This window comes from Planococcus sp. BI3, from assembly GCF_056680115.1.
On sequence record NZ_CM155266.1, the window covers coordinates 3,383,811 to 3,396,842 of the forward strand.

11 protein-coding genes are annotated in these 13,032 nt (G+C 49.1%); 9 read left to right on the forward strand and 2 right to left on the reverse strand.

Annotated elements, in window-relative coordinates:
- Positions 1-12: 12 nt before the first annotated feature.
- Complete coding sequence (locus AC1MEO_RS16940) at positions 13-951, reverse strand: nuclease-related domain-containing protein (RefSeq protein WP_480332655.1); 939 nt, start codon at positions 949-951, stop codon at positions 13-15.
- Between the two features lie 265 nt (positions 952-1,216).
- Here AC1MEO_RS16940 and AC1MEO_RS16945 point away from each other — a divergent pair, with 265 nt between their 5' ends.
- The 9 genes from AC1MEO_RS16945 (at position 1,217) to AC1MEO_RS16985 (ending at position 11,676) form a co-directional block, all read left to right on the forward strand.
- Positions 1,217-3,376 carry a DNA topoisomerase III gene (locus AC1MEO_RS16945; protein WP_480332657.1) on the forward strand — a complete coding sequence of 720 codons (2,160 nt, stop codon included), beginning with the start codon at positions 1,217-1,219 and terminating at the stop codon, positions 3,374-3,376.
- A gap of 62 nt (positions 3,377-3,438) precedes the next feature.
- Positions 3,439-3,930, forward strand: coding sequence for a Cys-tRNA(Pro) deacylase (gene ybaK, locus AC1MEO_RS16950; protein ID WP_480332659.1), 492 nt, complete (start codon positions 3,439-3,441; stop codon positions 3,928-3,930).
- 66 nt (positions 3,931-3,996) lie between these two features.
- Positions 3,997-4,638 carry a YczE/YyaS/YitT family protein gene (locus AC1MEO_RS16955; protein WP_480332661.1) on the forward strand — a complete coding sequence of 214 codons (642 nt, stop codon included), beginning with the start codon at positions 3,997-3,999 and terminating at the stop codon, positions 4,636-4,638.
- A gap of 266 nt (positions 4,639-4,904) precedes the next feature.
- Positions 4,905-5,540: a class I SAM-dependent methyltransferase gene (locus AC1MEO_RS16960; RefSeq protein ID WP_480332663.1), complete on the forward strand. Its 636-nt coding sequence runs from the start codon at positions 4,905-4,907 to the stop codon at positions 5,538-5,540.
- A gap of 19 nt (positions 5,541-5,559) precedes the next feature.
- On the forward strand, positions 5,560-6,033 hold the full coding sequence (locus AC1MEO_RS16965; RefSeq protein WP_480332665.1) for an S-ribosylhomocysteine lyase: 474 nt from the start codon (positions 5,560-5,562) through the stop codon (positions 6,031-6,033).
- An 11-nt stretch (positions 6,034-6,044) separates the two neighbouring features.
- Positions 6,045-6,977: a PLP-dependent cysteine synthase family protein gene (locus tag AC1MEO_RS16970; protein ID WP_480332666.1), complete on the forward strand. Its 933-nt coding sequence runs from the start codon at positions 6,045-6,047 to the stop codon at positions 6,975-6,977.
- Positions 6,977-8,110 (forward strand): bifunctional cystathionine gamma-lyase/homocysteine desulfhydrase, encoded by a 1,134-nt coding sequence (locus tag AC1MEO_RS16975; RefSeq protein WP_480332667.1) that lies wholly within the window; start codon positions 6,977-6,979, stop codon positions 8,108-8,110. The genes AC1MEO_RS16970 and AC1MEO_RS16975 overlap by 1 nt, the downstream gene beginning before the upstream one ends.
- Positions 8,111-8,282: 172 nt before the next feature.
- Complete coding sequence (locus AC1MEO_RS16980; protein ID WP_480332669.1) at positions 8,283-10,391, forward strand: peptidase M6; 2,109 nt, start codon at positions 8,283-8,285, stop codon at positions 10,389-10,391.
- Positions 10,392-10,485: 94 nt separating this feature from the next.
- Positions 10,486-11,676 (forward strand): glycine C-acetyltransferase, encoded by a 1,191-nt coding sequence (locus tag AC1MEO_RS16985; protein WP_480332671.1) that lies wholly within the window; start codon positions 10,486-10,488, stop codon positions 11,674-11,676.
- 119 nt (positions 11,677-11,795) lie between these two features.
- On the opposite strand, the gene AC1MEO_RS16990 is transcribed toward AC1MEO_RS16985, so the two are convergent.
- Positions 11,796-13,001: a M20 metallopeptidase family protein gene (locus AC1MEO_RS16990; protein WP_480332673.1), complete on the reverse strand. Its 1,206-nt coding sequence runs from the start codon at positions 12,999-13,001 to the stop codon at positions 11,796-11,798.
- Positions 13,002-13,032: the final 31 nt, after the last annotated feature.

A 13,032-nucleotide genomic window follows, 5' to 3' on the forward strand; every position in this document is an offset into this window, starting at 1 on the left:
CGATTTTGCTCCCTATTTGGCTTTATTCCGCAAGTCCATCTCAGGAATCATATACCTGAGGCTTTTATAGTTGCCGACAGTTTTGAAACCGCAGCGTTTTAAAATTTTCACAGCGTTCGACCTTGACTCCATCTCCGTAAAGCTACGGAATTCCTGATTCGAAATAGTGTCTGCAACTAATAAGCGATAATCTTGCAGGGCTAATAAATGAGAATCTTGCTGCCTGTGGCTGCAATTGAGGCACCGCCATAAATCGCGGGAATAGACCATTTTTGAAAAAGAGCATGCGGAACAAAAAACACCGGTTTGTAATGGGAAAGTAATGGGTTCGGACTGATAGGCTGTGGGTGGACATTGGTAAGCCAGGAGAAGATCGCATAGTTGGGGAACATCAAATGAAGGGTAGGTGGCATGTTGTTCAATCAATTGATCTAATACAAATGGAAGCCCGGAGAGATGGATAACTCGTCGTTCAACAGCTTCGAGCTTGAGGATGCTTGAGGGATTTGTAAATACAACAATGCCGATAACAGGAATCTTATAGTTGGTCAGCTGCCGGATCTTTTTTTCATGGCGATAAAGCTGATCGTCGGGATTTCTCATACCCATGGTTTCTGTATGCAGTGTGCGGGTGAATTGCCGAGTCGTTCCGTCCATTTCAATGACTCCACCGATGTTTTTAATCTCGATAATGGCAATGAATTTGGAAAAGACACAGATGGCATCCATTTGATGGGCAGGAATAGCATAGTCGGGGATAACTCTGAAGATTTCATCGCTTGCATAATCATGCCAGATTCGGTCAAACCACTTTTCGCCGGCATATCCAGCGGTCCAGGTCCTCACTTTTTCTTTTACATCGGCATAGGTTGGATGATGGAGAGGGGTGCGGGCCAGCAATGCTTCCAAATAAATAAGGATATTGGGCCGCCGGCGTTCAACCAGTTGCAAACACATCATTCCTTTCAAGGGAGTTTAAAATAATATAGCGTTATTGACTAATGAAATCAAGAATATTCCGACTTTATTTTCATGGTAATGCAGTTTTAACTGGATACGATCCATTGGGAATGAAATACGTTCCATTATTTCTGAAATACGACTCACAAAACTTTAAATATGTTCCATTGAACGAGAAATATGATTCTGGCGCATTTTTTTCCTTTAAAATCAGAAAATGTTACAATAATCACATCAGAAATGAGGGTGAATCCAAATGAAATCGATCGTTTTAGCAGAAAAGCCGTCCGTGGCGCGTGATATTGCGCGCGTTCTTGGATGCGAACAAAAAGGCAACGGGTACTTGGAAGGCAAGCAGTATATCGTCACGTGGGCGCTTGGCCACTTGGTGACGCATGCCCAGCCGGAGCAATACGACAACGACTTTAAGGAATGGAAGATGGACACGCTGCCGATCATTCCGAAACCGTTCAAGCTGGTGCCGATCAAGCAGTCGATGAAGCAATACAATGCTGTCAAATCACAGCTGCAGCGCGGCGATGTCAATGAAGTTATCATCGCAACAGACGCCGGGCGCGAAGGCGAGCTGGTGGCGCGCTGGATCCTGGAGAAGACGAATACGCGCAAACCGGTGAAGCGGCTGTGGATTTCGTCGGTGACCGACAAAGCCATCAAAGACGGCTTCAATAACCTGAAAGACGGCGGCGCCTACGAAAACCTTTACGCGGCAGCTGTCGCGCGCGCGGAAGCGGACTGGGTGGTCGGCATCAATGCGACGCGCGCGCTGACCGTCAAATACAATGCGCAATTGTCGACGGGCCGCGTGCAGACGCCGACACTGGCGATGATTGCCGAACGCGAGCAGCAGATCCGCAATTTCCAGCCAAAGCCCTATTACGGCATGCAGGCTGTCACCGACAAGGCCGCGTTCACCTGGACGGACGGCAACTCGACGCACTCCTTCGATAAGGACAAAGTCGATCAGCTGTTCGAAAAACTCCAGAACACGCATGAAGGCACGGTGACGGATATCAAAATTACGCCGAAACGGCAGCCGGCACCGCCTTTATTCGACTTGACCGAACTGCAGAAAGAAGCCTACAAGCGCTATAGCTGGTCGGCGAAAGAGACGCTCAACACGCTGCAGAACCTGTACGAGCGCTATAAAATCGTGACGTATCCGCGGACCGATTCGAAGCATCTGACGAGCGATATGCGTGACACGCTGAAAGACCGTGTCAAAGCGGTGCAGATGGGGCCGTACCGCAGCCTGGCCGCGATGATCCTGAAAAATCCGGTGGCGCCGCAAAACGGTGTCATTGACGATGCCAAAGTTTCCGATCACCATGCCATCATCCCGACCGAAGAAACGCCGCCGCTGCATGATTTGTCCGATAAAGAGATTAAATTATACGATATGATCGTCAAGCGTTTTCTCGCGGTATTCTATCCGCAGTATGAGTACGACCAGACGACCGTCAAGCTGACGGCTGGCGGGGAAACCTTCCTGGCCAAAGGCAATACGGTCCGCAATGAAGGCTGGAAACGCGTCTACAAAGATGAAGACGACGACAACGATACGACACTGGCGCCATTCGAAAACGGCCAGAAGTTGGCTATCAAAGGGATCGCCTTGACTGACGGCAAAACCAAGCCGCCCGCTTTCTTCAATGAAGGGACGCTGCTGGGTGCTATGGAAAATCCGGCGCAGTTCATGAGCGGCGAATCGAAAGAGCTGATCCAGACGCTCGGCGAAACAGGCGGCCTCGGTACCGTAGCGACGCGTGCCGACGTCATCGATAAATTGTTCAACACCTTCCTGATCGAGAAAAAAGGCAAGGACCTGACGATCACCTCAAAAGGCCGCCAGCTGCTGGAGCTTGTTCCGGAAGACTTGAAGTCGCCGAAACTGACAGCCGACTGGGAACAGCAATTGACCAAAATCGCCAAAGGCCAACTGAAAAAAGAAGAATTCATTAAAGAAATGATCGTCTTCGCCGAGAAGTCGGTGTCGGACATCAAGAAGAGCGACAAGAAATTCAAACATGACAACATCACCGGCAAAATGTGCCCGGATTGCGGCAAGCCGCTTCTTGAAGTCAACGGCAAGCGCGGCAAGATGAATGTCTGCCAGGACCGTGACTGCGGCTACAAAAAGAATGTGGCGATGCAGACCAATGCGCGCTGCCCGAACTGCCACAAGAAACTGGAGATGCAGGGCGAAGGGGACGGCAAGATATTCGTCTGCAAATGCGGGCATCGCGAAAAGCTGTCGGCCTTCGAAAAACGCAAAAAGTCCGGCCAGTCCAAAGCCAATAAGAAAGATGTCAATAAATACCTGAACCAACAGGATGAAGCGCCGCAAAATACGGCGATGGCTGAAGCGCTGAAGAAACTATTGGGCCAAACCGAATAGAATCCCGCTGCAGATGATGGTATGCTGTGAAGAAGAGAGTTTTCAGATAAGGAGAAGACGCCATGGCTAAGAAAATCGCGAAAACCAATGCAGCACGGATGCTCGACAAAGAGCAAATCCCTTACGAACTGCTCTATTACAGTACCGATGACGGCAAAGTGGATGGCGTTTCCGTCGCCGCTAAAATCGGCTCTTCTGCCAAGCTTGTCTACAAGACATTGGTGGCGATTGGTGCGTCAAAGCAGGCATATGTTTTCGTCATTCCAGTTGCAGAAGAACTGGATTTGAAAAAGGCGGCCAAAGCAGCCGGCGAAAAGAAAATCGACATGGCCCCGGCCAAGGATATTCTGGCATTGACCGGCTATATCCGGGGCGGCTGTTCACCTGTCGGAATGAAAAAACTGTTTCCCACCTTTGTGTCAGCGGAAGCTGAGCAATTGCCTGAAATGATCGTTTCTGCCGGTAAAATCGGCATGCAGTTAAAACTGTCTCCTGCTAGACTGGCAGCTGTGGCAAACGGCCAGTTTGCGGAATTGACAGCCTCCGGTCAATGAGGCCTCCATCCATTCTTTTTGAATGGGTGGATTTTTCATATCACATTAGAAGAGAAGAGGATTTGGATGAAGCGTTCGCTGTTTTACCGCTGGTTGTTTTTTATTGTTGGATTGATTGTTCTTGCTCTCGGTTTTACTATGACCATCAAAGGCAGCAAGCTGGGCATCGGGCCTTGGGATGTGCTGCATGTCGGGCTGTACCTGAACTTCGGATTGACCATCGGCACCTGGTCGGTCATCGCGGGATTTGTGCTGATTGCCAGCACGGCTTTGTTTACACGAAGAATTCCGCAAATCGGTACCTTCTTGAACATGGTGCTGATCGGTGTTTTCATCGATATTTTCAATTTCCTGATTCCGGATATTCAGACGCTGGTCGGGCAAATCGTGATTTTGTCGGCCGGCATCATCGTTTCGGGCTATGGCGTGGGCCTCTATGTGTCGCCGAAAATCGGAGCGGGACCGCGGGACAGCCTGATGATGATGCTGGTTGAGAAAACCGGACTCAGCATCAGCGTGGTACGTGCAGGAATCGAAGTGGGCGTCGCTTTCCTCGGCTGGCTGCTCGGCGGACCGGTTGGTGTCGGGACCATTGCAGTCGCCTTGTTGACTGGCAGAATCGTGCAAGTCTCGCTGCCGCAATTTGAAAAGCTGCTGGTGACGCTCATCGGCAAAAAAGCAGACGTCCCGCCCATTCTCAAGATTTGAGCAAGCGGAGCGCCATCACATCTTTATATGTAAACATACAGCCTTTTTTCTGCATCCATGAATGCTATATGCGCCGTTAAAAACAAAACGGCAATCCAGGTGAGCGCAGCCTGGCTTTTTTTCATGGACTGGATTTTAACAAAGCCAGGATGAAAGCTTGGTCCAAGACCCATTTCATATAGTTGAAACCTCTCTAGCAATGTGTTATAAATAAAGCCGAGTAACTCTATTGGTTTTATTGAATATAAACGTAAAGGGGCATTTTTATGGGACGGGAATTTGTACGGATCTTTGATGAATGGGTGCATACCTATGATGAGTCGGTCAGCGGAAAAGACGAGGAATACAAGGACGTCTTCTTAAAATATAATGAAATTCTGCAGGCCGTTGCCGATGCGGCGATTGGTCCGGTTGTGGAGTTCGGTGTCGGGACGGGAAACTTGACGGAAAAACTTCTGGGCCGCGGCCTCGAAGTGGTCGGAATCGAACCGAACGAGGCGATGCGTGAAGTGACGGCGCAAAAACTAGAAGGCCTGACAGTCACCGACGGCGATTTTCTGGAATTTGATGCAGGCGTCACGCCGCAGAGCTTTGTCAGCTCTTACGCATTCCATCACCTGACAGATGCAGAAAAAGCACAGGCATTCCAGATTTATGCAAAACAATTGCCGGCAGGAGGCAAAGTGGTTTTCGCAGATACGCTATTCGAATCAGAAGATGCCAAAAAGGAAATAATTGCATTTGAACAAGCGAGAGGTCATGCTAATCTAGTAGAGGACTTGAACCGTGAGTATTACACCACGGTGCCTGTCATGGAAAAGTTGATTACGGATGCAGGGTTTACGGTAGAATTGTCGAAGATGAACAATTACGTATTTCTGATTGATGCAACTAAAAAATAAGAAACAAGGAGCGATTAGGATGAAAAAAATGAATGTTGAAAGCTTTAACTTGGATCACACAAAAGTAGTGGCGCCGTATGTACGTTTAGCAGGAGAAAAAACCGGAGCAAAAGGCGACACAATCCGCAAATACGACATCCGTTTCAAGCAGCCGAACAAAGAACATATGGATATGCCTGGACTTCATTCGCTTGAGCATATGATGGCTGAACACAGCCGCAACCATTCAGATGACATTGTGGACATCGGGCCGATGGGATGCCAGACGGGCTTTTACTTATCCGTCATCAACCATGATGATTACGAAGATATTCTCCGCATCCTGGAAAGCACATTGAAGGATGTTATTGAAGCGGACGAAGTGCCGGCATGCAATGAAGTGCAATGCGGCTGGGCTGCAAGCCATAGCCTGGAAGGCGCAAAAGAACTGGCGCGTGAAATGCTGGCGAAAAAAGACCAATGGCGCCAAGTCTTCGCGGATAAAGCGATCTAAGGAGAATAACGATGAACTATGTTACTGGAATTCAGCAACTGATCGGCAATACGCCACTGCTGGAACTGACACACAGCGAAATCCCGAACGGCTGCCGCATTTTCGCCAAACTGGAGTATTTTAACCCCGGAGGCAGCGTCAAAGACCGTTTGGGCGTTTCGTTGATAGAAGACGCTGAGAAACGCGGAGTTCTGAAGCCGGGCGGCACAATGATCGAGCCGACTGCCGGCAACACCGGCATCGGTTTGGCGATCGCCGCCATCGGCAAAGGCTATCACGTGAAATTTGTAGTGCCTGAAAAATTCAGTCAGGAAAAACAGGGGCTGATGCGCGCATTAGGTGCGGAAGTCATCAATACGCCGACTGAAAAAGGCATCAAAGGCGCAATCGCCAAGGCCAAAGAATTGGTGGAAGCGGAAGGGGCATTTTCTCCTTCCCAATTTTCCAATCCCGCAAATCCCGAAACGTATGTCCGGACACTTGGGCCGGAAGTCTGGGAAGCGTTGGACGGCAAAATTGACGTCTTTATTGCTGGAGCAGGATCTGGCGGCACTTTCATGGGTACGGCGCGTTATTTGAAATCAAAAAATCAGGCCATCAAAACAGTCATCGTGGAACCGGAAGGCTCGATCTTAAACGGCGGGCCATCAGGGCCACATTTGACTGAAGGCATCGGCATGGAGTTTTTGCCGGATTATATGGATGCCAGTTATTTTGAAGCCATCCATACCATCCTGGATAAAGAAGCATTTATGGCCGTTCGCGAGTTGGCAAAAAACGAAGGTTTATTAGTGGGAAGCTCTTCCGGTGCAGCTTTTGTAGCAGCGCTCCGGGAAGCGGAAACCGCTAAGCCGGGAAGCCATATTGTGACTGTCTTTGCTGACTCAAGCGAACGTTATATGAGCCAAAATATTTATAGCAGAAGTTTTGAGGAGGATCAGTAATGAAACCAAAAACAAGATTAATCCACGGTGGCATTGTCGGAGATGAAGCGACAGGCGCGGTGTCTACGCCGATCTATCAGGTCAGCACCTATAAGCAGGAATCGGTCGGCAAATTTAAAGGGTATGAATACTCGCGGACGGGCAATCCGACACGCCATGCACTCGAGGAATTGATTGCAGATGTGGAATTCGGCCACGCCGGTTTCGCATTCGGCTCAGGAATGGCCGCCATTTCGTCAGTGATGATGATGTTTTCGGCGGGCGACCATGTTGTATTGACAGATGACGTCTACGGCGGAACTTACCGCGTCATCAATAAAGTCCTGAACCGTTTCGGCCTGGAATTTACCTTTGTCGATACCGGCAACCTGGCGGAAGTGGAAGCGGCGGTCAAAGAAAACACCAAAGCGATTTTCATTGAAACGCCAACCAATCCGCTGTTGAAAGTGACGGATATTGAAGCGGTTGCAGCCTTCGCGAAATCGAAGGGCTTGCTGACGATTGTCGACAACACGTTCATGACGCCGTATCTGCAGAACCCGATTGTGTTGGGGGCGGATATTGTTGTGCACAGCGCGACAAAATACATCGGCGGACACAGCGATGTTGTCGCCGGACTGGTGGTCGTCAATTCAGCAGAGCTTGCTGAAGAGGTCCATTTTGTCCAGAATTCCATCGGTGCGATTTTAGGGCCGCAGGATTCATGGCTGCTGATCCGCGGATTGAAGACATTGGGCTTGCGCATGGAAGAAGCCAACGCCAATGCACAGAAAATCGCGGAGTTTTTGGAAGCGCATGAAGCGGTCGGAAAAGTCATCTACCCAGGACTGGAAAGCCACCCTGGACGTGAATTAATGCAGAAACAGGCAACTGGTTTTGGCGGCATGATTTCATTTGATGTAGGCAGCAAAGAAAAAGCCGGAGAATTATTGGCCAAGCTGAAATACTTCACCTTGGCTGAAAGTTTGGGGGCGGTCGAAAGCTTGATTTCCGTACCGGCACAGATGACCCATGCGTCGATACCTATCGAACGCCGAGCTGAACTGGGCATTGTCGAAGGGCTTGTCCGGATTTCAGTCGGGATCGAAGATGTAGAAGATTTGATTGAAGATCTGGAAAGTGCATTAAAATAAGGGACAAACCGCCTGTGAGGGGCGGTTTTTTTTGTTTTTTTTTCCTTTACTTCACTCTTTTTAACTAAAAGAAGGATGAAAAAATATATCTTATTCCCTATTCTTCTGATTATTCTGTCATGGTAAGATTTCCAAAGAAACAATATTCTGACAGTTCGAAAGGGGATGCAATATGAAGAACAGCAAATGGGTATCGATCTTATCGGCTAGTGCGTTAACTCTATCTTTATTCGCGCCAGCAGCTGCAGCGGCACCAACCGAGGCAGTGCCAACAATGAAGGACTGGAACAGTGAACGATACGGGGACCGGATTGATATCGATCAAAGCCTGAATGAGTTGACGCAGGATGCAAACTTTAAAAAAGAAGCGGATAAAAAGATAAAAGCGCAGGCGGATGAAGCGGCAGGCGGAACGGCTGATGCGGCAGCCGACGGGGCCTTTACATACGATGGCGGGACGAAAAAATTTCTCGACCGCAACTTAAGTTTTAAAGAATTTACACTGCGCAGTGTAGGCGACAACGTGGAAATCTGGGTTGCTAATGACTTGGCATATGGACCAAATAACCCGAAACCAGCGGATGTGGTGACGCAGGCGCAGGTGGATAAATTGAAGGCTGAATTCGACAGCAATATCTATCCGGTAGCCACTGATTTCTTCGGAACACCTGACCAGCTTGATGGCTCCAACTCGCCGCTTCCTGGCATGGTCGGCCTTCCTGAAGGCTATTACGAAGGGTCCGATAAAGTCATCATGCTGGTCGATAATGTCCAGGATGAAGGCTGGAACGATCCGAGCTATCCATTCTTTGTTGCCGGCTTCTTCTGGCAGACTCTTGAAAACTATACAGACCGCAACATCATCACCATTGATACGAATTCATGGGAAACGCGTCTGGAGAACACATTCTTCGGGACGACGATCCACGAATTGCAGCATTTGATCCAAGCGGATAACGACCCTTCTGAAGAAACCTGGTTGAACGAAGGCATGTCGACTTTCTCTGAATTTCTGGGCGGATATGGCCACGGAGAAGGATCGATCAACTTCTATTTGGACCATCCGGAAAACTCGCTAGTCAACTGGGATGAGCATGGAACATCAGCGACCGGACCTGAAACGATTGCGGATTATGGCCAGGTCTACCTGTTCACTCTTTATATGTACGACAAGTTCGGCCAGGAATTCATCCGTGAATTGGCAACAGACGGCGACAGCCAGGGAATGGCCAGCGTCGACAAAGTGTTGCAGGATTACGGCACCAATAAGACATTCACTGAAGTCTACCAGAACTTCATGACGGCGTTGACGTTGGACAACTCAGACGTCAGCAGCGATTACAATTTTGACAGCATTGATTTGCGCGAACTGCCGGTCGGCACAAATGGTGACGTGCGCGGCAAAACGGTAGACTTTGAAAAAGCGAAGACCTTTGAAAAAGAAGGCGTTCCAGCATGGGGCGGCGACTTTAAGGAATTCAACTTCAACAAAGATGTGCGCGGCCTGGAATTTGACGGCGTCGACTTCCTGCCATTGCAATGGGGCACTGTAGCCGATCCAAAAGGTTCAGGTACCCAGGTGTTGCATGCCAATAATGGCGATGAAGCAGACCAGGCATTGATTTTCGGAGCAACTGTCCCTGCAGCTGATGCAGCATTGACATTCGAGCATTACTACACTATTGAAGAACAATGGGATTTCGGCATGGTACAGGTTTCAACGGATAACGGCGAAACATGGAAATCGCTTGAAAATGAAAACACGCGCAGTGATGTAGTTGAAGAAGGCTATCCGACGATCAAGGAAAACGTTCCTGGATTTACTGGGACGAATGGCGATTGGACAACTGAAACCTTTGATTTATCCGCTTATGCAGGCCAGGACGTTCTGGTTTCATTCCGCAACCTGACTGACTGGGGTTCAAATGAAGCAGGCTGGTTCATCAAGAATGTTCAATTGGGTGACTTCACAGCTGACGGAACTTCAACGGATGCTTTCCAGTCGCTGGGCCAATTGAAAGGTGACTATGTCAACTTTACGACAACATTCATCCAAACCAAGAAAAATGGCAAAGAACGCGTTTTCCACGTAGATCCATTTAACGTGACGGAAAAACAAGCCTTGGATCTTAAGCAGGTCCTTCGTGAAGGAAATGTCAAAATGATCACTTCTTACGCTGCTGAAGAAGGGCAACGTGAAGCGAAAGAATTCACGTATGAAGTCATCTACAAGCAGGACAATCCGAACAAAGGCAAAAAGAAAGCTAAAAGCAATAAATAAGTTGAAAGCGGACCTCGGTCCGCTTTTTCTTTTGGAGAAAAAGGCCCTTATGGTAAGATGGATAGAGAATTGCGTTATTGAAAGGAAGAGGACATTGTCAAAAAAACTAGATGCATTTTTAGATGAAAACTTAACAGAATTAAAAGAGCAGGGCCTTTATAATGAAATCGATCCGGTTGAAGGGCCAAACGGCGCCATCATCAAAGTGCGCGGCAAGGAATTGATCAACCTTTCTTCAAATAACTACTTGGGGCTTGCGACCAACGAAGAGTTAAAGCAAGTGGCAAAAGACGCCATCGATAAATACGGTGTCGGTGCAGGGGCAGTCCGCACAATCAACGGGACGCTTGATCTGCATGTGAAATTGGAAGAGAAATTAGCCGAGTTTAAAGGAACCGAAGCGGCCATTTCCTACCAATCCGGCTTTAACTGCAACATGGCGGCGATTTCAGCTGTAATGGACAAGAATGATGCCATTCTGTCTGATCAATTGAACCACGCTTCCATCATTGACGGCTGCCGTTTATCAAGAGCGAAAATCATTGCCTTCAAGCATTCCGATATGGCAGACCTGCGCCTGAAAGCAAAAGAAGCAACAGAATCCGGCCTTTACACTAAAGTCATGGTCATCACGGACGGCGTCTTCTCAATGGACGGCGACATCGCCAAACTTCCGGAAATCGTGGAAATTGCCAAAGAATTCGACTTGATCACGTACGTCGATGATGCACACGGTTCAGGAGTTACCGGCAAAGGGAAAGGAACCGTGAAGCATTTCGGCCTTGAAAAAGAAGTCGACATGCAAATGGGCACTTTGTCTAAAGCAGTCGGGGTTGTCGGCGGTTATGTAGCCGGCAAGAAAAACCTCATTGATTGGCTGAAAGTCCGTTCACGTCCATTCCTGTTCTCGACAGCGGTAACGCCAGGCGACGTGGCAGCGATCACAGCAGCAGTCCAAATGATCATGGACTCAACAGAATTGCATGATAAATTATGGGACAATGGCGATTACCTGAAAAAAGGCCTCGATGCACTTGGCTTCGATATCGGCCATTCTGAAACGCCGATTACGCCGTGCATCATCGGTGATGAAAAGTTGACGCAGGAATTTTCGAAGCGTCTGTTTGACGAAGGCGTCTATGCCAAATCAATCGTCTTCCCAACCGTTCCAAAAGGCACTGGACGCGTACGCAACATGCCGACAGCTGCCCACACGAAAGAAATGCTGGATAAAGCCATCGCCACTTACGAAAAAGTCGGCAAAGAATTAGGCGTTATCAAGTAAATAGACGAAAACACGCCCGGCATACGCTGCTGGGCGTGTTTTTATTTCCAGATATAGGATATACAGTCTGTATAGTGCAATATACAGTCCAGACATCAGGAAATACAGTCCAAACTAGCTCAAATACTGTCCAAATCAACCGAAATACTGTCCGCAGGCATTTTCTGCGCCTCGAAGTAAATCGCAGCGAACATTTTTGCCGTCACCAGCATAGCGGTTTCATTGAAATCGAAGTTTTCGTGGTGGTGCGGGTAAACGGACTCGCTATCGGCCATTTTCGCCCCGACAAAAAAGTAGGCGCCTGGCTTTGCCTGCGTAAAATAAGTAAAATCCTCGACCGGCATGACCGGATCGATTTCCACGACGTTTTCTTCGCCCAACAAGCCGCGGCCTGCAATGCGGACTGCATCAGCTTCTGCCGGATGGTTCCACAGCGCATCGTAGCCATGTTCAATGATCACTTCAGCCGAAGCACCCATCGCGATGGCGACATTCTCCACAATCGTCCGCAGGCGCTGGCTGGCCAGCTTGCGCAGCTCAGGATCGAACACGCGGATAGTGCCTTCCAGCACAGCTTTACCCGGGATGACGTTATCAGCGTCGCCTGCATGGAATTTGCCGATGGAGACGACCAATTCCTTCAGCGGATCAGCGTTGCGGCTGACGATGGATTGCAATGCCACCATGATGTGGCTGGCTGCCAAAATGGGATCAACGCCATTATGCGGTTCGGCTCCGTGGCTTCCGGAGCCATGGACAATGATTTTGACGGTGTCTTCGGAAGCCTGGAGGAATCCATCGCGCAAATAAATACGGCCACTGTCCATTTTGCTTTGCAGATGGGCGCCGTAGACCGCATCAACACCGTCGAGGCAGCCATCTGCGATCATCGCCCGTGCACCGCCAGGAGACAGCTCTTCGCCGAATTGATGGATCAGCACAATCGTGCCCGGAAGCTCCTCCCGAATGGCCATCATCGCTTTGGCGAAGCCCAGCAATGCAGCAGTATGGCCATCGTGCCCACAAGCATGCATGGCACCGGGAACAGTGGATTTATAAGGGACATCTTTTTGATCATCAATCGGCAGGGCGTCGAAATCTGCGCGAAATGCAATCGTTTTGCCGGGCTTGCCGCCACGGATCGTTCCGACGACTCCGCGCCCGCCAACTCCCCAGCGAACCTCGATGCCCAATTCTTCCAAACGCTCCGCAATAAAAGCAGGAGTCGCAACTTCCTGATGCGACAGCTCGGGATGCATATGCAGATGCCTTCTTGTCTCAACCATTTCGTTGTAAAGCAAATCAATCCGTTCAGCTAATGTCATATCCTAAAACTCCTTTGGATGTAAAATAAAA